Genomic DNA, 24,056 nt, shown 5'->3' with positions numbered 1-24,056 from the left:
TCATGGTTGTTTTTAGTACGTCGTTGTCTCAGTCATGGAGTCGTCTGTTTCATCTATTTCCGGTTCGTCTGCGGTGACAGGCATCCCCAGTTCGGTTTGGAGGAGGGCTTGTGCATCACGAAGGTCGGTGGGGTCGAGTTCATAATAATAGACACCGTTCAACGTCAAGTCGGTCCCTTCAAGCGTTTCACGATTGAAAGACTTGAGAGATTTTACATAAGGTTGGAGTTGCGAGGCTTCCGATAATGACATATTCGTTCGGATGTTCTCGCCGACTGCGTTCATGATCCGGTTCAACTTCGTGAAAGAGTTGATTGTCGTCGCCTCGTTGATGATGGCCTCAATCACTTGTTGCTGTCGACCGGCTCGGCCGATGTCACCGGCAGGATCTTGTTTTCGCATACGAGCGTATGCGAGTGCCTCTTTTCCGTTTAGGACTTGGACGCCCGGTTCTAACTCGACGTTTCCGGTCGCTTGTCCTGAAATCGGTATGAGTACGTCGATTTCAACACCGCCGACCGCATCGACCAAATCTTCGATGCCATCGAAGTTGATGGTCGCATAGTAGTCGATTGGGATGTCGAGCAAGTTCTCGACGGTCGAAATCGTGGCGTCGATACCACCGTAAGCGTAAGCGTGGTTAATCTTGTCTTTAAAAGGGTCATTGTCGTCGATGATGATATCGACGTACGAGTCGCGAGGGATACTGACGAGCGTCACTTGGCGCGACTCTTTGTTGAACGTCGCCACCATCAAGGAGTCACTTCGTCCTTCCTCGAGCGAGGCGCCGCCATCGACCCCTGCTAGTAGGACGGAGAAGTGGTCTTTCGTCAAGTCGATGGTTTCTTCGCGACGCTCTGACTTGTCGCCGCGCTCCAACTCCTTGTTCGTATTTTCGGCGGTTTCATTCGCTTTGAAGACAAAATACCCGAAAGCGGAACCACCGATTAACAATACGACACCCAACACGATGAGGACGACTTTCCAAGGTGATTTTTTCTTGCGTGGGGGTGTGTCCATGTTGTTTCCTCATTTCAGTTGTTTCTTTTAGTATAGGTGTTTCAGCGTTTGAAATCACGTTCGATGATGCGTTTATCGTTGGTTTGTAACTTACCTTGACCATTTGTTATATCCGTCATCCAAGCGAGCGCCTTATCTGTCTCTTCCACGGGTACTGAGACATGAAACGTGACCAGGTCGGCGTAGACGATGTCATCGAGCAAGTATGTGGACTGTCTCAACTCATGTTCGACTTTGCCGATCCATGTATAGTCGACGGTGAGTGTCAATTGTTGCATCTGCAAGCGCTCGACGATTCCGATCACGTCTAACCCTTCGCTAACGGTCCCGCCATACGCCCGAATGAGACCGCCACCGCCTAACTTTATTCCGCCAAAGTATCGCGTGACGACGACGACTGTGTCTTTTAGATGTCGTTTACGCAATACTTCGAGCATCGGCAAACCCGCTGTACCGCTCGGTTCACCATCGTCATTTGCTTTTTGATGCTCGTTCCTTTCACCGATGATGTAAGCTGAACAATTGTGGTTCGCACTCCAATGCTCTTTTTTGATGCTTTGAATGAACGCTTGGGCCTCTTCTTCGGATTCGACACGTTTGAAGTGAGCGATAAATTTTGATTTTTGGATAAGGACTTCGTATGTTCCACTTTGTTTTATAGTATAATTTGACTCAGTAGACATTTCTGAAAATTCTCCTTTCTATTTTTAAATTTTTTTTTAGAGTTCAAGTAGGCACATACGCTTTACATAGCGAATGGGTTTATAGAAGATCTATCATTACCGCTGTAAACCTGATTTTAAACGACGATATATAAGGATAGATGAGGATTAACTACCGAACTACTAGGGGATGGCATCGTGAATCATATTACCGATCGGACAGCTTTAGAACATATCATAACAAATATGATTGAAACGGTGACGGAAAGTAAAGAGGAAATCGTCCGTATAACCGAAAGTTCAGCAACTGAATATTCAGCAATTCAAAATGAGTTGAAAGAATTGACGGATAAAATCGAGTTCTACATCGAGGAGTCCGATCGACTCGACAAACTCGTAAAAGCTGCAAAGTCAAAGCTCGTTCAAGTCAGCAAGAAGTTTCATATACATAGTGAGCAAGAAATACGCGATGCGTACGAACGAGCGAATCAAATGCAACTTGAACGGTTTCTCGTCCAAAAAGAAGAAATGGCGGCCCAGCAGCGTCGTAACGATTTAGAGCGCCGTTTACTCATCTTAGAGGACACGATTGAACGTGCCGAAAAATTGATCGGTCGTGTTAGCGTCGTCTTGAACTTTTTACGAGACGACTTGCAGCAAGAGTATTCGGACATGATGAAAAAACAAGAGATGGCCCTCGGTGTATTCGAAGCAGCCGAGCGCGAACGGCGCCATCTTGCCCGCGAGATGCACGACGGTCCAGCGCAATCCCTTGCCCATATTTTGATTCGTGCCGATTTGATCGAAAAGACGTTTGACAAACGAGGGAAAGACGAGGCATTTGCCGAGTTACATGAACTGAAAAAGTTGATTCGTGGCGCACTCGTCGATGTCCGTCGCTTGATTTATGATTTACGTCCGATGTCACTTGATGATTTAGGTTTTTTGCCGACGCTCGAGCGCTATCTCCATCAAACAGAGGAGTATACGGCCATTAAGACGCGTCTTAACTATCGTGGGTCACGCGCACGTTTGCCTGAGAAGCTAGAAATCAACGTATTCCGTCTCGTGCAAGAAGCGGTACAAAATGCGATTAAGCATGCTAAGACGTCAGAGATTATCGTCAATGTCGAACAGGGGAACGATGTGATCCATCTTCATGTCCGTGACTATGGTATCGGGTTTGAACCGAGCACGATTGGCGAAGAATCATTTGGGATTGTCGGGATGCGCGAACGAATTGAATTGGTGAACGGGAGTATCACCATCGACTCGGAAGTCGGCAAGGGGACAGTTGTCCGAATGTCGATTCCGATTCCGTGAGAGAACAAGGGGGAAGACAAACATGGATTTGACACAGACACGCATAGCAATCGTGGATGATCACGAACTGTTCCGCGAGGGATTGAAGCGGATTTTTGATTTAGAGGATGAATTTGAGGTTGTCGCAGAAGGGCGGACGGGTCGCGAAGCAGTTCGCATTGCAGGTGAGCAGAAACCGGAGATTCTGATTATGGATATCAACATGCCGGACATGAATGGGATTGAGGCGACGAAGCAACTCTCACTCCTTTCGCCGGAGACACGTGTCCTCATCCTCTCGATTCACGATGATGAGTCATATATCACGCATGCGCTCGAAGCGGGAGCCTCTGGGTTCTTACTAAAAGAAGTGGCATCGACAGAGCTGATTTCAGCGGTTCGTGCCGTCGCTCGGGATGGGGCTTATCTTCATCCGAAAGTGACGACGAACGTTTTAAAAGAGTACCGTCGTCTCTTACAATTCAAAGGAGAACAAGCGGGTCGTGGGGTCGAGAGTCGAACAGATGACCCTGTGTATCAACTGTTGTCACGTCGTGAGGTCGAGGTATTACACCTTCTCGCTGATGGCCGATCGAACCGGGATATCAGTGACATGCTCTTTATTAGTGAGAAGACGGTCAAAAACCACGTCTCCTCCGTCCTTCGTAAAATGGACGTGAACGACCGTACACAAGCCGTCGTGGATGCGATTCGTCGGGGTTGGGTCGAGATTTGAGCGTCACCGATGCTTTACTTCGTTTTTGTGTTACAATATGGAATGGAATCCTAACATAATTGGAAAAATGAAACGACGTAAAGTGAGGATATAGTATGGGAAACATTGCGATTTTAACCGACAGTACCGCCTACTTGTCGGATGATTTTTTGGCGCGACATGACGTCCATGTCGCACCACTCAGTGTCATCTTCGATGGCGCGTCGTACCGTGAGTCGATTGATATGTCGACCGAGGCGTTTTATGAGCGTATCGAGGCGGGCAATTTACCGACGACGTCGCAGCCGGTCATCGGTGAGACGGTCGAGTTGATCGAGAACTTGTCGGATGATGTGACGGACGTGATCGCCATCACACTCTCGAGTGGCATTAGCGGAACGTACCAGGCGATGATTGCGATAAATAATATGGTAGATGTAACCGTTCATGCGTTTGATTCGGAGATTTCATGTATGCCGCAAGCGTTTCTTGTCGAAGAGGCATTGCACCTCTGTGACAATGGTGCGACACCGGAAGAAATCATCGCGCGACTCGAGACGGTTCGTGATTCGATTCGCGCATACTTTGTCGTAGATGACCTCGATCATTTACAGCGTGGTGGACGGTTGAGCGCGGCGCAAGCGCTCGTCGGATCGTTCTTGCAAATCAAGCCGGTCCTTCATTTCCAGGATAAATTGATCGTCCCGTTCGAGAAGATTCGGACATACAAGAAGGCTGTACGCCGAATCGAAGAGATGATGGACGAATCGATTGCCGGGGACGGCGAAGGCTACTGCATCGGCATCATTCACGCCAATTGTCCGGAACGTCAGGCGGAAGAGATCGCTTCGATGAAACAGAAGTTCCCGAAAGCACACATCTCGGGAAGCCATTTCGGTCCCGTCATCGGGACGCACCTTGGACCTGGTGCAATCGGCATCACTTGGTATCGTCGCGAATGGTAATAGAGACGACCGTCTAAGGTCGTCTTTTTCAATGGAGGAGGGAATGTGATGGCGAAATATCGCCAAATATTTGAGCGTCTGGCAGAAGAAATGCGTAACGGCACGAGACCGGCAGACTCAAAACTCCCATCTGAGACAGAGTTGATGTATCAATTCGAAGCCAGTCGGGGGACAGTCCGAAAGGCACTCGACCTGTTGCAGGAGAACGGGTACGTAAGGAAGCATCACGGGAAAGGCGTATTCGTGTTGAAGCGGGATCAAATCGAGTTTCAATTCAACGGTATCGTCAGTTTCTCGGAAATCTATGCAAGTATGCTAGGTCGTTCCATCCAAACCCACGTCGCCTCGTTCGAAGAGATGGAGGCCCCGCCCTGGCTCGCCGAACGAATGAACCTGACACCGGGGACCCACGTGTTTCGCATTGAACGGGTCCGAAACTTTGATGGGGAGAACGTGATCTTAGACATCAATTATTTTGTCAAAGACCTCGTTCCGGGATTGACAGAAGAGATTGCAGCCCGTTCCATTTATGGATACATCGAACGGGAACTCGATCAACAAATCAGTTATGCCAAACGGAAGATTGCGGCCGAGGACGTGACGGAACTTGACCGGGAGCGACTCGACTTGCATGACTATGAATACGTCATCGTCATCACGAACGATACGTTCTTATATGAAGGGCAACAATTTGAATATACGGAGTCGCGCCACCGATTGGACAAGTTCCAGTTCAGTGATGTCGCCCGTCGGTAAACCTCTTTCGAATAGAAGGAGGTTTTTTGTTTGAACGAGTGTGAGCAAGGGAATTTTTCACCTGTATATTTGTCGAATGACGTTCATCAAAACTTATATAGATAAGTTGTTGACTCAACTTATATAGATAAGTTATACTTTGTTTGTAATCATAAGTAACCGTTTTCATAAGCAGTTTTCAAACAAAGGAGGATTATGAACATGAAGGCAGACTATCGTCAAATTGCCGCTGACATTTTAGAAGCAATCGGTGGCAAAGATAATGTAGACAAGGCAGCTCACTGTGTGACACGTCTTCGTCTCTCCCTCAAAGACCAGTCGAAAGTCGATGAGGCACGTGTGAAAGAAATCGATCTCGTCAAAGGGGCGTTCGAGAACTCTGGCGTGTATCAAATCGTCATCGGAGCCGGTGATGTCGATCGCGTCTATGCTGAATTTATCAAGCTCGCCGGTCTTGAGGCGGCAACGGTCGCCGAGGTCAAATCTGCAGGTGGCAAGAAAATGAATCCGCTTCAAAAACTCGTCAAAGTCTTCTCTGACGTCTTTATGCCAATCATTCCAGCCATCATCGTAGCCGGTCTCCTCATGGGGATCAACAACCTACTCGCTTCAGAAGGTCTCTTCATCGACGGACAGACGCTCATCGAGGCATATCCGAACTTACAAGGACTTTGGGATCTCATCAACATGATGGCGAATACGTCATTCGTCTTCTTACCGGCACTCGTCGGATGGTCGGCGACGAAACGATTCGGTGGTAGCGAAGTACTCGGGATCGTCATGGGTCTCTTGCTCGTTCACCCGGACCTCTTGAACGCATGGGGCTACGGGACAGCAGCACTTGAAGGCGAAGTACCAACGTTTGATATCCTAGGACTTTTCGAAATTGAGAAAGTCGGCTACCAAGGTCAAATCTTGCCGGTCCTCGCCGCTGCATATATTTTGAGTCAAATCGAGATGTTCTTGAAAAAACGTGTGCCGAACGCGATTCAGCTCTTGGTCGTTCCGATCACGACAATCGTCGTCACTGGATTCCTCGCACTCGCAATCGTTGGACCAATCACTCGTGGAATCGGTAACTTGATCGCAACAGGACTTGTCAACACGTTTGAAGCCGTACCGGTCGTCGGGGCACTCCTCTTCGGGTTGTTCTACGCACCGCTCGTTGTCACAGGGATGCACCACTTATTCATCGCCATCGACCTTCAGTTGATCGCGGATACAGGCGGTACATTCATCTGGCCGATGATCGCCCTCTCAAACATCGCGCAAGGTTCTGCCGCACTCGCCATGTTCTTCGTTTACAAGCACAATGCGAAACAAAAGAGTATGGCATCGACTTCAGCGATCTCTGCATACTTCGGTATCACAGAGCCGGCCATGTTCGGGGTCAACTTGCCGAATAAATTCCCGTTCTACTCAGCGATGATCGGGTCGGCAATCGCGGCAATCTTCATCACATTGAATGACGTTCAAGCGATCGCCATCGGTGTTGGGGGACTCCCAGGATTCCTCTCGATCTTCACAGATAAAATCATCCTCTTCATCGTCGGCATGTTCATCGCGATCATCGTACCGTTCGCGCTCACGTTCGTCTTGTCGAAACGCTACATGAAGAAGGGTGAAATCGAAGAAAATAAAGTCGCATAAGAAATGATTCGGGAGGGAGGGACGGCAGTTCTTCCCTCTTTCTTATTGAAATGAAAACTCTTACAAAAGGAGATGTCGTCTATGACACAGAAAAATTGGCGCAAATCAGTCGTCTATCAAATTTACCCGAAAAGCTTTTACAGTCCGGAAGGGAATGCGACCGGATCGATTAAAGGGGTGACGGCAAAGCTAGATTACTTGGCAGAGCTCGGCATCGAATACATTTGGATGACGCCTGTCTATCAGTCACCTCAACACGATAACGGCTATGACGTAAGTGATTACTATGCCGTTGACCCGTCGTACGGAACGATGGAAGACCTCGACGAACTGATCCGTGAGGCGGAGGCGCGGGGCATCGGTCTCATGATGGACATCGTCGTCAATCACTCGTCGACCGAACATGTTTGGTTCCAAAAATCATTGTCGGGAGACGAACGGTACCGAGACTATTATATTTGGCGCGATGAACCGACGAACTGGGAGTCGAAGTTCGGTGGGAACGCGTGGGAATATGATGAAAAGAGCGGACAATACTATCTCCACTTGTTCGATGTGACACAAGCCGACTTAAATTGGGAGAACGAACAGATGCGCGAGGACGTCTATGAGATGATGCGTTTTTGGCGCGAAAAAGGAATCAAAGGATTCCGTCTCGACGTCATCAACCTGATTTCAAAAGAACAGGACTTCCCGGAAGACGAGTCGGATGGGCGGAAGTTCTATACGGACGGCCCACGCATCCACGAATATTTGAAAGAGATGAACCGTGAAGTGTTTGACGGTCATGACGTCATCACGGTCGGGGAGATGTCGTCGACGACGCTCGATCACTGTGTACGGTATTCAAACCCGGACGAGAACGAGCTCAGCATGACGTTCAGCTTCCACCACTTGAAAGTCGATTATCCGAACGGTGAGAAGTTCGTCGCGGCACCGTTTGATTTCATTCAGTTGAAAGACATCATGTCGACATGGCAACGCGGGATGCACGGAAAAGGGTGGAACGCCATCTTCTGGTGTAACCACGACCAACCACGCGTCGTCAGCCGTTTCGGGAACGACACGAATCACCGTATCGAGAGTGCCAAAATGCTCGCTACGGTACTTCACGGACTCCAAGGGACGCCATACATCTATCAAGGAGAAGAGATCGGGATGACGAATCCTGGCTTTGACTCGCTTGACGAGTATCGGGACATCGAGACGCTCAATAACTATAAATTGAAGCGTGAGGAAGGCGTGTCACATGAAGACATGATGGCTGCCATCAAACAGAAGTCACGCGACAACTCGCGGACGCCGATGCAGTGGGATGCGACGACGCATGCCGGCTTCACGAATGGTACCCCGTGGATCAACGTGGCGCCGAACTATAAAGACGTGAACGTCGAAGCGGCATTACATGATAAAAATTCGGTGTTCTACCACTACAAGAATTTGATTGCGTTACGAAAAGAACTTGACGTCTTGACGGACGGGGACTACACGCTCCTCACACCTGATTCGTTAGACGTTTGGGCATATACACGGAAGATCGACCGCGAGGAACTCCTCGTCGTCGCAAACTTCTATGGAACCGAAACGACGTACACGATTCCGGAAGGGTTCGAGCGGGTGAACGTCGTCAGTCACAACTACGACGTGCCTGAGCTCGACGGGACGACATTGTCCCTTCGTCCGTACGAGGCGATCATGTTCTACAAACAGAAATAACAGATGGGACCTGACTTTTTTGTCGGGTCCTATTTGTGTGAAGGAGATAAGTTGTGCTATATAAGTCGAGTCGCATTCACGTATCCATTTTGGTAACGTGAGGTCAAAAAGGAGTTCGGTTATGGGAGAACTCATCGTTGCATCAACGGGAAAACGGGCCATCCGCTTCGGCATTTGCCAACGCTGTCTCAGCACGAACGTCCGGACGTTCACCTGTCATCATGGGCGCTGTGCCTATTGTCGAAATTGTCTTTATCTCGGGCGTGTCTGTCGTTGTGATTATCTAGAAGAACGAGACATCGCGACCCCGGCTGAAACGACCGAATTGACGATGCCGTTCGAGCTCGCCCCTGCCCAAACGCGTGTCGCTAGTCAACTGCTCACGTGGTGGGATGAACGAAAGACGGGACTCGTGCATGCGGTATGCGGGGCCGGGAAGACGGAGATGACGTTCCCGGTGATCGAGCGGGTCGTCAATGAAGGGAAGCGGGTATTGATCGTGTCACCTCGGCGGGACGTTGCCATTGAATGGGTAGAACGATTAGAACATGCGTTCACTGTCCCTGTCACGAGAAGATACGGGGGCGGGGAGAAAGCATCCATCGGAATGATCACCGTGGCGACCACGCCGTTACTCATGAATCTACGTCACGTATTCGACTATGTGCTCGTCGATGAATCCGATGCCTTCCCGTTTGCCTTTGACGTGGCCTTGTGGAATACGATACGACGGGCCGGGAGAGGTGTCTTCTTGTTCATTACGGCGACCCCGACCATGTGGCAAAAGACATTTCCGACGATTCATCTCTCTCGGCGTTATCACGGGTTTGATTTGCCTGTCCCGACTCTCGTCAAGCAATCGGATGAACGCATTCTAGACTTTTGTCAGCGACATAAATCCAAACCGCGTCTCTTGTTCGTCCCGACGAAGCCGGACCTCGAACGCTATGAAGCGCAGTTACGAGAAACGGGAATGACATGCCGCACCGTATCCGCTGACACGGAGGAACGGCTCGAGGCGCTCGATTGGCTTCAAGAGACGAAAGGTGTGGTCCTCGCGACCTCGATCTGGGAGCGGGGGATGACGGTGCGGGACGTGCAGGTCGCGGTGATTGAGAGCGAGCATCGGCTCTTTACGACACGCGGACTCATTCAAATGGCAGGACGGGCGGGGCGAAAACCGGACGCACCGACAGGAGAGGTCTGTTTCTTTTACGAGGAGCGCACGTTCCGTCAAGATCAAGCCATCCGGGCAATTAAGGAGGCGAATCGGCGATGAAGTGTCTTCTTTGTCACGAGCCGATGAAGGTCCCGTGGACGCCAGCTACACTTTGGCGGAAGGACTGGGTGTGCCCGGCTTGTGAGACGAAACTCACGCCGCTCGGGACAGGTTGCCCACGTTGCGGTCAACCGAATGAAAACGGTGAGACGTGTGCGGACTGTATCCGTTGGCTTGCGCTCGGATTAGATTTGACCGTTCGTTGTCTGTACGCATATGATGAGGCGGGGATTGACTGGCTGCACCGTTTCAAATTCAGCGGAGATGTCGTGATTGCAGCATCAGTGGCGCCGACATTACGCTCATTACGTACACCGGGTGTAACCTACGTTCCGATTCCGCTGAGTGAAGAGCGACTTCAGACGCGTCGCTTCAATCAGGCAGAGGTGCTGGCCCGATACATCGGTCCGACGCGACAACTTCTCGAAAAATCAGAGGTTTCAAGTCAACGTGAACTCGGGAAAAAAGGAAGACGACACCGAACGAATCCTTTCACTGTACCGACTTCAGTGAAATGTGGGAAAATCATGCTTGTAGACGACGTCTATACGACGGGGACAACGCTTCATCAGGCGGCATTTTCGTTACGTCAGGCAGGTGCGACAGAAGTTTCTGCGATTTGCTTATTTCGGGCGCTAAACAAATCGAAATCGCGTCCGATATAAAGAGCAGAGGTGAAACCAATGGATGCAGCAACTTGCCAAATGTGTGGACGCTTATTTATGAAACAGAGCCGTTCACCGTACTGTCCATCATGTAGTGAGGTTGACTTCCAAAACTTTTTGAAAGTCCGCGACTTCATTCGTGAGCCAGCCAACAAACAAACGACCATCGGAGCCCTCGTCGAAGCGACAGGTGTATCTGAACTTGATATCACGCGATATATCCATGAAGGACGCTTGATTATCAAGGACAATCCGGCGCTTGCGATCCGCTGCGTTCGTTGTGGTCAACCGACGAACGAAGGGAAAGTTTGTTCGAACTGCCAGAGAGATATGCAGAAGGAACTGTCCAGTCTACAGGATAGCTTGACGAAACAATCAAGTATCCGCACTTATCGTTTGGATTAACATCATGAAGAGGGGGAAGACGCATGCGCATCGATTCAGCCAAGTGGGTACATTTACCAAACACTTATGAAAAGAAAACGCAAGTCGAGCCGAAGCCCGCGCCATCTAGCCAAACGGACCAATTGTCAATTTCGGCGGAAGCCCGCGCCCGGTTTGAAGAACCGGTGAAACATCCGGACCGTCTCGCTAAAATCGATGCTTTGAAAGCAGAGATTGATGCGGGCACGTATTCACGGGACGCGCGCGACATCGCTAAACGCTTTCTACAAGGATGAATGGAAGCGAGGTCCGTTTGAGGCCTTCGCACTAAATAACACGGCACGGAAGCTGACTAAATAAGGGGCACCCCTTTCTTTAGTCGGCTCTTTTTTTGAAAAAAGGAGAGACTCATGCTCACATTACATAAACGTTTACTCGAATTGGCCTACGCAAAAGAACAGCAACTCATTGAGAACGACATGGCGGCATTTAGTACACTCGTCAAAGAAGAAGCGAAACTCGTCCGACAAATTTCACAAAAAGAAGCGGAACGACTTCAAGGGACGTATGAATTGGACGATGAAGAGATAGAGGAATTGAGACCGGTCTTGTTCGAGTTGAAGCGACAGAACGAATTGAACGCGACACTGCTCGAACAATCGCTTCGTTATATTACCTGGCATTTGGACATGATCATGCCGGAAGCAGATGATTTCACATACGGACAACAAGCGTTTGAAACACGCTCGTTCAGCCGTGACGTTTAAGGAGGAAGTGGAATGGGTTCAACATTTATGGGATTAGAGACGGCGCGCCGCAGTCTCTCGACACACCAATGGGCGCTTCAGGCGACCGGGAATAACGTGGCGAACGCCTCGAACCCTGGCTATTCACGCCAACGGCTCACACTCGGGATGACCGAGCAGCTCTCGGTCAATTTCGGGGGGGCGAAAGCCGGACAATTCGGGACCGGGGTACGCGGGGAGACACTCGCCCGGATTCGCGATCTCATGATTGACCAACAGTATCGTGACGAGTCGGTGAAGAACGCATTCTATGCGACGAAAGAAGCAGCATTCGGCCGGATGGAAGACATCATCAACGAACCTTCAGAGAACGGACTCGCCAAGTCACTTGACATGTTTTGGGCGTCACTCCAAGATTTATCGGTCAACCCGGACGATACAGGTGCGCGAAGCGTCGTCCGACAGCGGGCACTGACATTGGCTCAAACATTTAACTATATGTCGTCTTCATTATCAAAAGTACAGGATGACTTAAAGACGGAAACGGGCGTCGTCACGAAAAAAATCAACGACTTGTTGACAAAAATCAATGACGTCAACCGTCAAATCGGAGACGCGGAGCCACTAGGTGTCTTACCGAACGAATTATATGACGAACGTGACCGCTATATGGATGAGTTGTCCCAATATATCGAGTTCGAGCGCGTACCCGTTGATTATTTGAACGGAGAGACACGCGGTAACTCGCAACGTGTTGCTGAAGGGCGAGTTGATATTCGCGTTAATATTGGTGGCACTGAAGTGAAACTTGTCGACAGTTTAACAAGTGGGGTCGGTAAGATTGAAGATATGACGCTAACGAATGCCGCTGGGGGAACATCTACGCTTACATTTAATGACTTGCCGAACGGGAAGTGGAAAGCACTTGTCGATATGTATGGTACGTCTACAGGCACAGAAGCCCATGATGGCTCCTTCACGAAAATGCTCGCAGATCTGGATGAAATGGCGAATGTTTTCGCTTCAGCATTTAATACGGCTCATGGCACAAATAAAGATGCAGATGGGGTTGCAGGTCGAACTGACTTTTTCGTAGGGATGACGAGCGCTTCGACGATTACTGTAAACGATGATTTCATGAAGAACTTAGATTTGATTGCCGCATCAAAAGATGGAAACATCGGGGATGGAAGTGGCGCTCTTGAACTTGCGCAATTGAAAGAAAGTGCGCTTAACTTTGCGGGTTCGGTTACGACCTCGACCTCGATTGGCAAATACTATCAAAATGTCATCGGAAACATGGCGGTCGAGGCTAGCCAAAACGCGAACTTGGCAAAGAGTACATTCGCTCTCTTAAGTAGTTCGGACCAACGTCGATTATCGGTCAGCGGAGTCTCGCTCGACGAAGAGATGACGATGATGATTCAATATCAACACGCTTATAACGCGGCGGCACGTAACATCACGGCCGTCGACGAGATGCTCGACAAAATCATTAACGGCATGGGTGTCGTAGGGAGGTAATGACTGATGCGTGTCACACAGACAATGCTCACACAGACGAACTTGAAGCATTTATCAAGTAGCTACAACACACTCGCTCGCGTCCAGGAACAATTCATCAGCGGGAAACGGATTCAAAAAGCATCAGAGGACCCGGTCGTCGCGATGCAAGGGATCCGGTACCGGACGGAGGTGCGTGAAGTCGATCAATTCCGCCGTAACGTCAGTGAGGCGACAAGTTGGATGGACTTGACGGACTCGACGCTAAACGAAGTGACGGAAGCCGTCAAACGGATTCGTGAATTGACGACGCAAGCCGCGAACGATACGTATGAATCTTCGCAACGCGCCATCATCAAGAGTGAGGTCGACCAATTGATTGAACATATCGGCTCCCTCGCAAATTCGAAAGCGGGCGAGAAGTATATTTATAACGGAACGAAAACAGACCAACCGTTGATCGATATCGATAATCTTAAAGCGTACCTTGCTGATTCGAGTGCTACAGCAGACGTGAATACGATTTATACGGACGTTGCGGGAGCCCCGACAACGACTGGAAAAATTGAATTCGAGGTGTCAAAAGGTATCAAAGTGCAAGTGAATATGCAACCGGAGACAATCTTTGGGAAAGAGCTTTTCGAAGGTCTTCACAAATTGACGACGATGTTGAATGATCCAGCGACAGGCGGCGCCGACCTGTCGGCGGAACTCGACACGCTCGACACACTCGGTCAGAGCTTAATCACAGAACGCGCCGAACTCGGTGCCCGGGCGAACCGTTTGGAACTTGTAGATAATCGCTTGCAGGATCATGAAATCATTGCAAAAACGATTATGTCCGACAACGAAGATATCGATGTGGAGAAAGTCATCATGGAACTGAAGTCACATGAGACGGTCCACCGTGCAGCACTCTCTGCAGGTGCCCGCATCATCCAACCGACGCTCCTCGACTTTCTCCGGTAAGCGATTATGAATCTCGCAAGACTTGAGATGCGGCAGACACATGCCGCAATCCAGATGACTTCTAATCGTCCCGTGCTCGAGATGCGTCAAGGGCGTACTGATCTTTCTATCCAGCAAGGGAAAGCCGAAATGACGCAACAGACGATACCGGGGAAGCTCGAGGTCGATTCATCGGTGGCGAGAAGCGAGAGCAACTTGAAAGGTGCGCTTGAACTCGGGAAATATCTCGGTCAGATGGGAGAGCAAGGTGCCCGTGAGGCGATGGCGAACATCGCCCGGGACGGGGACCGCCTCATGCGCATCGAGAACGGGAATCCGATCCCATCGATGGCAGCGGAAAAGGTGAACGACCCATACCCAATCGTCGAGATGGGTTATATGCCGAAATCGATTGACCGTGTCAAGTTGACGTATACGCCGGCGGATGTGAAAATCGAGTGGAATATCACACCACCCCAAATTGATGTATCCCTTACACCGACGGATATCTCATTTACGCCATGGACGACGGACATCTCGCTCCGTCAACAGGCGTCACTCGAGATATGGCCGGTCGGTGGGATGTATGATGAAACGCGTTGAAAGTGAGGACAATCCATGTTCATTGAAACAGATTACTTTGGCAAGGTTGAAATAAATGAAGCGGAGACGATCACGTTCGTCAGTGAGATTCCGGGATTCCCGGATTCGAAGACGTTCGTCTTGATTCCGTATGGTGAAGAATTGCCGTTCTGGTCGCTTCAATCGATTGAGGAACAGGCTTGCGCGTTCGTCGTGACGAATCCGTTCTGGCATAAGTCGGACTATGCGTTCGAGTTGTCAGATGGTGCGAAAGACCAACTTGGAATCGAAGAAGCGGAACACGTATCGGTCTACTCCGTCGTCACGCTTCGTGAGCCGTTCGAGTCGTCGACGCTCAATTTGAAGGCACCGATCGTCATCGAGACGAAAGAACGTCGCGGGAAACAGGTCATCCTAGACGACGCCTTTCCGGCACGCTATCCGCTCGGCGGAACGAAAACGGAGGTGCGCTGATGCTCGTATTGAAACGGAAGCAAGGTGAGGCGATCCATATCGGGGACGATGTGACGCTCACGGTGCTCGCGATCGAAGGTGACCAAGTGAAGCTCGGCATCGATGCCCCGCGTCATATCGATATTCACCGTCATGAAGTCTACGTTCAAATGCAGGAAGAGAACGAGTCGGCAAGAAACAGCGCTAACTTGATGAAGCAAATGATTAACAAGCAGTCGGAAGCGTGAGCTTTCGACTTTTTTGATGAAATCGATAAGTGGTGAATGACATTTCTTGATGAGTTGGGATAGGATAGAAACGGGAAGGGAAGGAGGAGAATTGGTGGGAGCGGTTATTAATCAATTTGTCATCAACATTAGTCTCATCTTTTTATTCATGTCGCTTACATTCTATGTGATGCGGACGGTCTTGCCGATTCAACGAACTTCTCCATTATTTGTCCGATTTTGGTTCGGGGTGTCGAATGGACTGACGGCGATTCTCCTGACGATCAATGCCATCGAACTCGGTGAGGCACGTATTGATCTCCGCCTCATCCCGATTGCGCTATCAGCGACCTACGCTGGGCCATTCGGGGCGATTGTCACGCTCGGACTTATCTTTATCGGACGTATGACAATCCATGGGATGAGTGCCCCGTTCGTTGACGCCATTCTCATGTTTATCGTCTTTTTCTTATTTTCTTTAGTGGTTTCCCGCGTGCTCATTAATCGGGTGAAAGGATACGCCGTCTACATCGGATTTGGTGCGTTACTCGTTTTGATCCAGGTGACGGGTAGTGTCGGGACAGGTGTATTTTTTAACGTGTTTGTCCCTTACTTTCTCATGTTATCGCTTGGTGCCTGGCTCTGTTATTGGGCGGCGAAAAAGCTTGAGACCCATCTATGGATGTTCCTTTTACATACACACCGGGCGACCATTGATGAATTGACGGGACTGCCGAATCGGTACCGAACACTCGAACAGATGAATGACTTAGAGATGTCCGGCAAACCTTGGACGCTACTTGTTATCGATGTCGATCATTTTAAACAGTTGAATGATACATATGGGCATTTGGCCGGCGATGCGGCGCTTCGTCATATTGGACAGACGTTAGAACGGAATTGCCCCCCGTCAGGATTTGTCGGAAGATACGGTGGAGAAGAATTCTTGCTTGTGATTGAGGGAAGTGAGGATGCGAAAGAAGTGGCGGAAGAGCTTGTTCAGACCGTGCGTCACACGATGTTTGAATGTCAAGGAGAGGTCATTCCGATGACCATCTCGATTGGTGCAGCCGTCGCAAGACATGAATCGAGTATGGTCGTGTTCGAACGTGCGGATGAAGCCTTGTATGTAGCGAAGCGAAGTGGTCGAGATCAGGTAAGGTTCGCCTAAAAAATCCCCTATAACCGTTGGCAAATCATGTCCAGCGGTTATAGGGGATTTCACGTTTAGTGAATATTCTTTTTCTTGAACTGTCCGCCTCGGACGTCGTGAATGTTACCGATAGCAAGAAAAGCTTTCTCGTCATAGTCATCGAGGATATCTTTCAGCTTCGTCTCCTCGAGTCGGCTGATGACGGTGAAGACGACTTTCTTTCCGTCTCCGGTATAGGCACCTTCTCCATGCAGATACGTCACGCCCCGACCGAGCCGGTCCATAATCGCTTGGCCGATTTCTTCAGGTGCCGTCGTGATGATCCACGCCGCTTTCGACTGATCAATCCCTTCCAAGACGACATCGATTGTTTTAAAAGCGATAAAATACGTGAGGAGCGAGTACATGGCCCGGTCCCAGCTGAAGACGAAACCGGCTGTCCCGAGAATGAAGATGTTGAAGAACATGACGATTTCACCGACCGAGAACGGTAAGCGGTTCGTAAAAGAGACGGCAAGAATCTCTGTCCCATCGAGTGAACCTCCTGCACGGATGACGAGCCCGATCCCGGCCCCGAGTAAAAAGCCACCGAAAACGGTCGACAACAAGAGGTCGTCGGTGAATGGCTTGATGTCATGAAGGACGATGGTGAAGGCCGACATGAGCAAGATTGCCGTCAATGTGACGACGGCGAACGTCTTCCCGATTTGTCGATACCCAAAATAGATGAACGGCAAGTTGAAGAGGACGAGCCAGATTGCGAGTTTCGTCTCGGTCAAATACGAGACGATAATCGAGACGCCGACGATTCCTCCGTCGATGATTTGGTTCGGAACGAGGAAGGCCTCCAAACCGACCGCGAAGACGAGGGAGCCGAGCAGTAAGAGGACGACTTTCGCAAACAGTTCGGATGCCTTGATCGGATTATGTTCGCGCCTTAAGCGCTGCACTTCCTCCGGTGTCGGGGAAGGCATGGGTGTACGCTGCATACGGGGTGCCCCCTTTCCATTTTCTTTAAGTATAGCAAACCTTCAAGGCATGTGAGCCGTCAAGGCAGGAAATCTGACATGGAAAGTGGAATGAGTCGATGCAAGAGAAAGGGGAAGATGGAGAATGTACGCACTGATTGGCAAGCTCGTCACGAAAGCGGGGCAACGCGACAGACTCGTGGCGATTTTATCGGAAGCAGCGCGTGAGATGGAGGCGACTTCGGACTGTGAATCGTATCGGGTCCACGTGTCGCTTGACGAGGCAGACACGGTTTTCGTATATGAAGTGTGGCGGAGTGAGGATGCGCATGCGGCGTCGTTGTCGCTTGCTGAAGTGAAGGCGTATATCGACCAGGCGAAGCCAATCCTCGAGCGGATGGAGCGAATCGCCGCGCTCGAACTACGGTCATGACAGAGGGTGAATGACGAGACGGATGGCTGAAAGCTGTCCGTTTTTTTGTGAGGAGAATCAGCAATTCGAAAAGAGACATGAAAAATCCCCTCGTTCATTATAAGCGAGGGGATGGTCATCAACTTGTTGTCAAACTGCCTTTGACTTTATCGTAGAAGTCATCCATCATACCGGTACGGCTACCGAGTTGGCAGATGAGTTCAAGTGTTTCTTTATAAAATTTCTTGACGAGCCCTTTGTTTTTGACGCCGTCCATCGATGCGAGCGTCTGATCGAGATTCTCTAAAATCTCTTTGATTTGTGCGTCCGAGTCCGGTTTGACGACCGTCATGTTCTCGGGGATGCTGACGACCTTCTCTTGACCTTGGTGGCGGAACGATGCGCCGAAGCCGAGGTTCTCAATGAAGAGGTGCGGCATCACTTTTTGACCGAAGAAATGCTTGTGCCAGTCAGATGCTTTCATCGTGTCCATATCTTGCTTGAACGTAGATGCTGTCGAGACGTATTGTTTAAACAAATCCGTCATGAATTTCTCGATGACCGGGATTTGAAGGGCGAAGACGTTTTTCAGGAGTGCGTCGAGCTGGGCGCGCGTCAAAGTAGTTTCGTTAGACATGTCAGTTCCTCTTTTCTATAGTACGTTATTACCATCGTATGGGATTGGTGGACACTCGTCAATGTAAGGGGAAACATTTTTTCAGAATATTTAATGAAAAGTTATCAACTTGTGGGATAATCAAGTGAAGACATCAACAAATAGGGAGTGGTTCTTGTGAACAAATCGATGAAGTGGGCGCTCGCGGTCGGTGTGACCGGTGCGTTGGTGGCGACGGTCGGTGTCGTCTCGTCCCGGGGGCGGACAGAGGACACGACTCAGACGATCCGTGACCGTGAGCTCGGTTACGAGATCATTTTGCCGTCGAAGATTGTCTCGGCGATCGAGCGGGGTGACGTCTATATCGAGAAGGCGCAGGACGTCGTCGACATCGGGGACACGAAGAGCTACGGCACGTTCGATTTATACTATAACGTCGAGGGCGGGGACGACCAACTGTTGTTCCACCTGGATTTGATCGACCGTGAGTTGACAGAAGAGACGTTCGCGACAGAGGTCGGCTACGGCAACTACCTCGGAACGAACGATAAGACGTTCTTCTGGGTCGAACCGACCGAGGCCGTCCCGGGTGCCGAGGCACATACGGACGAGATCACCGAGTTGATCGAGACCCTTCCTGAGCTAGAGTTTCGGACGTTATAAGGAACGGGTGGTCGTGTGCGAACAAGGAAACGGGATTATACGGAGGGATTGATTGTAGCCCTTCTGTTTATCGTTGTGGTATATGTGTTTGATTTACCGAAACAAGAAAGTTGGGTCACCTTGATCATAATTGTGGTCATCTCGGTCACAATGCGAGAAGTGACGTATCTTTTTCAGAATAATCGGAATGACTAAGAGTCTGCTCGCTACGGCGGGCTTTTTCCTTTGTGCTACAATACAAATGAGGTGATATGAATGAATTGGACAGTAGAAGAAGTAAGACAGACAGATGACGTCAAGGCGTTAGAACAGGCGGTCAACGCGAACGACAAGATCGATGTCAAAGTCGGGCATGAGTCGGTCGGGCAAAACGATTATGCAGTATATGACGAGGAGACACTCGTCGGCTATCTCATGCTTTTCCCATATCTTCCGACGGAGTATGAAGTGAATGCGCTCGTCCATCCGGAATACCGGAAGCAAGGTGTCTTCACGGCACTGCTTGAGACGGCGAAACAAGATGCGAAGTTGAACGGTTGCGAAGCGTTCACGTTCGTCATCGACCGAAATTCAAATTCCGGGAAAGCAGTGCTCGAGCATCTTCAGGCGGCGTATCAGTTCTCGGAATACAATCTCATCTTGAAAAAGGCGGAGCTCTTCTTGAAGCCGGACGAGGTATCGCTACGTGAGGCGACAGCAGACGACCGTCCGCTCATCATCGCGACGCTCAGTGAGGCGTTCGGTGACCCGGTCGATGTGACGGAAAACATCTATCAACAAATCGACACGCCAGATCGCGTGACGTATATCGGTGAAGTGGACGGCAAACCAATCGGCGTGATTCGCGCCCTTCTCATTGGGGATGATGCGGCAAGCATCCATGCCTTTGGGGTCAAAGCAGGCGAGCAAGGCAAAGGCTACGGCACGAAAATGTTGAAACAGATGGTGCAACAACTGTTCCGCATGGGTCGGACGAAAGTCGAGCTCGATGTCGAGACGGAAAACAAGGCGGCGCTCGATATTTATAAGCGTGCCGGTTTTGCGGAGAATGGCGGCTATGAGTTTTACATGATCGAATTATGAGGTGAACCACATGGTGAAAAATCTAAAATGGCTCGGCGCGGCGTTTGAAGCATTTCTCGGAATCCCACTTCTCGGTGGTCTGTTTATCATCAGTATGGGGTACTCGCCCCTCGGATTCATGTTCGTGTACCACGTGATCGTATTGATTCTTTCGTTTAGTCGACTGAATCGATTCTCGTACGGGGCGGCGGTCGGAATTGCGGCCTCAGTCCTCGGCTTTATCCCATTTGTCGGGATGATGCTACACTGGGCAGCAGCCATCACGCTTGCGATTGATGCGGCGACGACACCACGACGTATGATGCATGTCGAACGTGACGACGAAGCATTTTGACGAAACGTACTCCTTGACGGGGTACGTTTTTTCATTGACCAAACGTTCAACTGAAAACGCTATACATTCTTTGGAAAATGGACGATATAGTAAGTGATGAACACAATGAGGAGGAACAAACAGTGAAAGTATTTAAAAACTTTACGACGCAATTGCTCGCGTGGATTTTGGTCACATCCTTTATCACGGGCGGAGCGGTTGGCTACATCACCCTATTACTCTTGACGGAACTCGAGATGGAACAAGGTCAGGTCATGCTCGTCGGTACGGTCGCGGCGTTACTCATCTCGTCACTCGGCGGCATCGTCATCTACTTGATTGCCCGTCGACCACTGAAAGCGGTCGAAATGGCATCTGAAAAAGCCGTCGAAGTCGGAAACGGCGACTTGACGGTGCACTTCGCAGACGAGAAGACGACGGATCGTTCAGAAATGGGACGTTTACTCTTGTCGATGGACAACATGGTCGAACACCTTCGGGAACAAGGCACGAATATGCGTTACACGGCGGACCAATTGACTGGTTCGGCACAGGAAATCGCAGCTTCCGTTCAAGAAGGGAACGTGGCGGGCGAAAGTATTCGTTCTGCGATGGATTCCCTCAATAAGATGTTAGAAGACAATGTCAGTGCGACGTATAGTTCGATGGACTTGCTTGGAACGGTCGCGCGTACGATGGAGAGTATCCGTCAAGAGATGTCGTCGGCGCTTGATTCGGCGAGCGAGATGCAACAGGAAGCAGAGAGCGGGAAAGGCCTCGCCTCGTCTTCCGTCAACGCGATGCATGCGATTGCTGGGAAAGTCGAACAGTCATCGACGCTCAACAGCCAGTTGACAGAAATGACAGGCGAGATTTCACGTATCACGGATGTTATCAGTGACATCTCGGCACAGACGAACTTGCTTGCCTTGAACGCATCGATTGAAGCGGCACGTGCCGGAGAGCATGGTCGTGGATTCGCTGTCGTTGCGGCAGAAGTGAAAAAGCTCGCAGAACAAACAGCGAACTCGACTCAAGAGATCACGGACCTCATCGTAGACGTGAAGCGTCTCGTTGGCGATACATCGTCTTCGATGGCGAACGTCAAAGCAGAAGTGGAGACAGGTGTCGGTTTAGTTGAAAAAGCGGGTGGTGCGTTCGCGTCGATTCATAACTCAGCGAATGAAGTTTACAGCCATGTTCATTCGGTCGATTCACTCCTCGATGAGTCACGCGGTCAAATCGATTCGGTCGTGACAAACTCGGCAGGCATCGTCGGCATGGTCGAAGAAGCGTCGCGTTATGCGAATGAAGTGACGTCAGCAGCGAGCCAACAAGCGGCTAGTCTTGGTGAGGTGAACGGGGCGATGTCAGAGCTCGTTCGGGTCGCAGAGAGTTTGCAGAATGAGACGGAACAGATGAAGGTGGAAGTGTAAGTTAGAATAGCTCACTCGAGTTGGTCATCAAAAGCCGACGAGAGTGGGCTATTTTTATGCAATTTGAAGATTTCTATTCAAAACGTGTAACTTTTTTCGAAAAAGACTAAACAGATAGGAACGCACTCCGATATAGAGTATGGAAACGATAAAACGTTCCAAAAAAATGTAAGGTGAGGGGCCGGCCTAAACCTTGCATGCTCGGACAAAAGGATTTGGAAGAGCGGAAAAACTTTAAACCTATGGAGGGAAATTACAATGATTATTAACCACAACCTTAACTCAATGAACGCACACCGTAACATGTCGTTCAACACGACTCAAACTGGTAAAGCGATGGAGAAATTGTCTTCAGGTCTTCGCATCAACCGTGCTGGCGATGATGCTGCTGGTCTTGCAATCTCTGAAAAAATGCGTGGTCAAATTCGCGGTCTCGATCAAGCGACACGAAACTCACAAGATGCAATTTCTCTGATTCAAACTGCTGAAGGCGCCTTAAATGAAACGCATTCTATCCTTCAACGGATGCGTGAATTATCTGTTCAATCGTCAAACGATACAACAACAGATGCTGATCGAAATGAAATTCAAAAAGAGGTTTCTCAGTTGAAATCGGAAGTTGATAGAATTTCTAACACAACAGAGTTCAACACTAAAAAATTGTTAGATGGTAGTGTTGCAAAAAATGCGAATTCTACATCGAGCTTTGCTAATACAGGTTTAACTGGTGTGAAAGTAAGTAACGATGATTTAAAAGCAGACACTTACACTGTTACAGTTGCTGCTGGAGCAGATGAAGTATTTACTGAAATTAGTGATACTACAGATGTAACTAGTATTGCAATTACTGGTGGATCAACGGTTGAAATGGGTAATTACACTTTAGAGGCACAGACTAATAGTGGAGATAACACTCAACTTGATTACCTTTTAAAAGATGCGAATGGTAAAGAACTAGCTACTGTTACAGCAGCAAAATCAGCTACAACTGTAGCTATCGGTGGATTTGACTTTACTGTTCCAAATTCAAGCGGTGACACAACTGGTGAAGGAACACTCAAGTTTAGTGTAGGGCAGTCAGCTACATTTACTGTCACTGATTCAACAAGCACTACTGTTGGTACTACTACTCTAGTTAATGATACTTCTGGAAAAGTAAATGTCGGAGGATTAGAGTTTACTTTCAACTCAGATTTAGCTGCCGGAACTAACGATGCAGATATCAAAATTCAGGATAATTCTCTTGAGTTCCAAATTGGAGCAAATGAAAATCAAACTGTAAAATTAGCTTTAGGTGACATGGACACAGCAGGACTTGATATTGCTGACCTCGATGTATCTAATAAAACTGGTGCACAGGTTGCAATTACAAAGTTGGATGAAGCTATTCAATCAGTTTCTGGAGAACGTTCAAAGTTAGGTGCAAATCAAAACCGTCTTGAACACACGATTAATAACTTAAGTACATCTGCTGAAAACCTCCAAGCTGCAGAATCACGTATTCGTGACGTAGATATGGCAAAAGAGATGATGAACTTCACGAAGAACAATATTCTCAACCAAGCTGCGCAAGCGATGTTAGCTCAAGCAAAATCTCAACCGGAAGCGGTTCTCCAACTCCTTCGGTAAGATTTACGGGCGTCTTATCTGGTAACGGATAAGAATATAACTGGGTGAATTGCTGGAACTCCTTAGAGCCCACCTTACGACAACGTGACTGGAAACGGTGAGCGTGAACGTTTGAAAAAAGGAAGGGATTGGACAATCAGCAGCCGAGCATCTGTCAGGAAACTGTGATGAAGGTTCAACGACTAGGATGAACGACCTACCGACATAGCG

General features: G+C 49.4%; 27 protein-coding genes. 23 read left to right on the top strand and 4 right to left on the bottom strand.

All coding sequences use genetic code 11. The annotated features are described in order from the left end of the window. Positions 1 to 12: 12 nt before the first annotated feature. Positions 13 to 1,020, bottom strand: a complete 1,008-nt coding sequence (locus tag KNO76_RS08355; RefSeq protein ID WP_214884647.1) for an LCP family protein — start codon at positions 1,018 to 1,020, stop codon at positions 13 to 15. 41 nt (positions 1,021 to 1,061) lie between these two features. Beyond that, complete coding sequence (locus KNO76_RS08350) at positions 1,062 to 1,703, bottom strand: YigZ family protein (protein WP_214884645.1); 642 nt, start codon at positions 1,701 to 1,703, stop codon at positions 1,062 to 1,064. 177 nt (positions 1,704 to 1,880) lie between these two features. On the opposite strand from KNO76_RS08350, the gene KNO76_RS14255 reads away from it, so the two are divergent. The 17 genes from KNO76_RS14255 to KNO76_RS08265 all read left to right on the top strand — a co-directional run bounded on the left by KNO76_RS14255 (position 1,881) and on the right by KNO76_RS08265 (position 16,744). Continuing rightward, complete coding sequence (locus KNO76_RS14255) at positions 1,881 to 3,005, top strand: sensor histidine kinase (RefSeq protein WP_214884643.1); 1,125 nt, start codon at positions 1,881 to 1,883, stop codon at positions 3,003 to 3,005. Positions 3,006 to 3,027: 22 nt separating this feature from the next. Beyond that, positions 3,028 to 3,720: a response regulator transcription factor gene (locus tag KNO76_RS08340; RefSeq protein ID WP_026825375.1), complete on the top strand. Its 693-nt coding sequence runs from the start codon at positions 3,028 to 3,030 to the stop codon at positions 3,718 to 3,720. A gap of 95 nt (positions 3,721 to 3,815) precedes the next feature. After that, positions 3,816 to 4,664 carry a DegV family protein gene (locus KNO76_RS08335; RefSeq protein ID WP_214884641.1) on the top strand — a complete coding sequence of 283 codons (849 nt, stop codon included), beginning with the start codon at positions 3,816 to 3,818 and terminating at the stop codon, positions 4,662 to 4,664. Between the two features lie 45 nt (positions 4,665 to 4,709). Then, positions 4,710 to 5,420 carry a trehalose operon repressor gene (treR, locus tag KNO76_RS08330; protein WP_026825377.1) on the top strand — a complete coding sequence of 237 codons (711 nt, stop codon included), beginning with the start codon at positions 4,710 to 4,712 and terminating at the stop codon, positions 5,418 to 5,420. Between the two features lie 201 nt (positions 5,421 to 5,621). Next, on the top strand, positions 5,622 to 7,070 hold the full coding sequence (gene treP, locus KNO76_RS08325) for a PTS system trehalose-specific EIIBC component (protein ID WP_214884639.1): 1,449 nt from the start codon (positions 5,622 to 5,624) through the stop codon (positions 7,068 to 7,070). 81 nt (positions 7,071 to 7,151) lie between these two features. After that, entirely contained in the window at positions 7,152 to 8,786 is a 1,635-nt protein-coding gene (gene treC, locus KNO76_RS08320) for an alpha,alpha-phosphotrehalase (RefSeq protein WP_214884630.1), read from the top strand. 121 nt (positions 8,787 to 8,907) lie between these two features. Next, on the top strand, positions 8,908 to 10,065 hold the full coding sequence (locus KNO76_RS08315; RefSeq protein WP_214884627.1) for a helicase-related protein: 1,158 nt from the start codon (positions 8,908 to 8,910) through the stop codon (positions 10,063 to 10,065). Beyond that, positions 10,062 to 10,730: a ComFC family protein gene (locus tag KNO76_RS08310; protein ID WP_214884624.1), complete on the top strand. Its 669-nt coding sequence runs from the start codon at positions 10,062 to 10,064 to the stop codon at positions 10,728 to 10,730. The genes KNO76_RS08315 and KNO76_RS08310 overlap by 4 nt, the downstream gene beginning before the upstream one ends. 18 nt (positions 10,731 to 10,748) lie before the next feature. Continuing rightward, positions 10,749 to 11,135, top strand: coding sequence for a flagellar protein (locus KNO76_RS08305; protein WP_026825381.1), 387 nt, complete (start codon positions 10,749 to 10,751; stop codon positions 11,133 to 11,135). 23 nt (positions 11,136 to 11,158) lie between these two features. Further along, positions 11,159 to 11,410 carry a flagellar biosynthesis anti-sigma factor FlgM gene (locus KNO76_RS08300; protein ID WP_026825382.1) on the top strand — a complete coding sequence of 84 codons (252 nt, stop codon included), beginning with the start codon at positions 11,159 to 11,161 and terminating at the stop codon, positions 11,408 to 11,410. 114 nt (positions 11,411 to 11,524) lie between these two features. Continuing rightward, the gene (gene flgN / locus KNO76_RS08295; protein ID WP_214703386.1) at positions 11,525 to 11,881 is read left to right on the top strand and encodes a flagellar export chaperone FlgN; all 357 of its coding nucleotides are present in this window, start codon (positions 11,525 to 11,527) and stop codon (positions 11,879 to 11,881) included. A 12-nt stretch (positions 11,882 to 11,893) separates the two neighbouring features. Then, positions 11,894 to 13,384, top strand: a complete 1,491-nt coding sequence (gene flgK / locus KNO76_RS08290; protein WP_214884622.1) for a flagellar hook-associated protein FlgK — start codon at positions 11,894 to 11,896, stop codon at positions 13,382 to 13,384. Positions 13,385 to 13,390: 6 nt separating this feature from the next. Then, positions 13,391 to 14,332, top strand: a complete 942-nt coding sequence (gene flgL, locus KNO76_RS08285; RefSeq protein WP_214884620.1) for a flagellar hook-associated protein FlgL — start codon at positions 13,391 to 13,393, stop codon at positions 14,330 to 14,332. Positions 14,333 to 14,338: 6 nt separating this feature from the next. Further along, positions 14,339 to 14,914, top strand: coding sequence for a DUF6470 family protein (locus KNO76_RS08280; RefSeq protein WP_214884610.1), 576 nt, complete (start codon positions 14,339 to 14,341; stop codon positions 14,912 to 14,914). Positions 14,915 to 14,929: 15 nt separating this feature from the next. Then, positions 14,930 to 15,367, top strand: coding sequence for a flagellar assembly protein FliW (gene fliW, locus KNO76_RS08275; protein WP_026825387.1), 438 nt, complete (start codon positions 14,930 to 14,932; stop codon positions 15,365 to 15,367). After that, entirely contained in the window at positions 15,367 to 15,594 is a 228-nt protein-coding gene (gene csrA / locus KNO76_RS08270; RefSeq protein WP_214699578.1) for a carbon storage regulator CsrA, read from the top strand. The genes fliW and csrA overlap by 1 nt, the downstream gene beginning before the upstream one ends. A gap of 94 nt (positions 15,595 to 15,688) precedes the next feature. Then, positions 15,689 to 16,744 (top strand): GGDEF domain-containing protein, encoded by a 1,056-nt coding sequence (locus tag KNO76_RS08265; protein ID WP_214884608.1) that lies wholly within the window; start codon positions 15,689 to 15,691, stop codon positions 16,742 to 16,744. A 56-nt stretch (positions 16,745 to 16,800) separates the two neighbouring features. Here the strand turns inward: KNO76_RS08265 and KNO76_RS08260 are convergent, their stop codons facing one another. Beyond that, entirely contained in the window at positions 16,801 to 17,715 is a 915-nt protein-coding gene (locus KNO76_RS08260; RefSeq protein ID WP_026825390.1) for a YitT family protein, read from the bottom strand. 124 nt (positions 17,716 to 17,839) lie between these two features. Between KNO76_RS08260 and KNO76_RS08255 the strand changes: the two genes are divergently transcribed. Then, positions 17,840 to 18,127: a putative quinol monooxygenase gene (locus KNO76_RS08255; RefSeq protein WP_214884606.1), complete on the top strand. Its 288-nt coding sequence runs from the start codon at positions 17,840 to 17,842 to the stop codon at positions 18,125 to 18,127. Positions 18,128 to 18,245: 118 nt separating this feature from the next. On the opposite strand, the gene KNO76_RS08250 is transcribed toward KNO76_RS08255, so the two are convergent. After that, the gene (locus KNO76_RS08250; protein ID WP_026825392.1) at positions 18,246 to 18,743 is read right to left on the bottom strand and encodes a hypothetical protein; all 498 of its coding nucleotides are present in this window, start codon (positions 18,741 to 18,743) and stop codon (positions 18,246 to 18,248) included. Between the two features lie 156 nt (positions 18,744 to 18,899). Between KNO76_RS08250 and KNO76_RS08245 the strand changes: the two genes are divergently transcribed. From KNO76_RS08245 to KNO76_RS08225, 5 genes are all read left to right on the top strand, one after another. Continuing rightward, positions 18,900 to 19,385 carry a hypothetical protein gene (locus KNO76_RS08245; protein WP_214884603.1) on the top strand — a complete coding sequence of 162 codons (486 nt, stop codon included), beginning with the start codon at positions 18,900 to 18,902 and terminating at the stop codon, positions 19,383 to 19,385. Positions 19,386 to 19,640: 255 nt separating this feature from the next. Then, positions 19,641 to 20,468: a GNAT family N-acetyltransferase gene (locus KNO76_RS08240; protein ID WP_214884601.1), complete on the top strand. Its 828-nt coding sequence runs from the start codon at positions 19,641 to 19,643 to the stop codon at positions 20,466 to 20,468. Positions 20,469 to 20,478: 10 nt separating this feature from the next. Then, positions 20,479 to 20,802 carry a hypothetical protein gene (locus KNO76_RS08235; protein WP_034770911.1) on the top strand — a complete coding sequence of 108 codons (324 nt, stop codon included), beginning with the start codon at positions 20,479 to 20,481 and terminating at the stop codon, positions 20,800 to 20,802. A 122-nt stretch (positions 20,803 to 20,924) separates the two neighbouring features. Continuing rightward, positions 20,925 to 22,217 (top strand): methyl-accepting chemotaxis protein, encoded by a 1,293-nt coding sequence (locus tag KNO76_RS08230; RefSeq protein WP_214884596.1) that lies wholly within the window; start codon positions 20,925 to 20,927, stop codon positions 22,215 to 22,217. Positions 22,218 to 22,475: 258 nt separating this feature from the next. Then, positions 22,476 to 23,846, top strand: coding sequence for a flagellin N-terminal helical domain-containing protein (locus KNO76_RS08225; RefSeq protein ID WP_214884594.1), 1,371 nt, complete (start codon positions 22,476 to 22,478; stop codon positions 23,844 to 23,846). Positions 23,847 to 24,056: the final 210 nt, after the last annotated feature.

The sequence above is a fragment of the Exiguobacterium sp. s101 genome, from assembly GCF_018617835.1.
GTDB classification, from domain to species: Bacteria; Bacillota; Bacilli; order Exiguobacteriales; family Exiguobacteriaceae; genus Exiguobacterium; species Exiguobacterium marinum.
The sequence above is the reverse complement of the archived record's forward strand: the minus strand, read 5'-3'. Positions and strand labels throughout refer to the sequence as shown.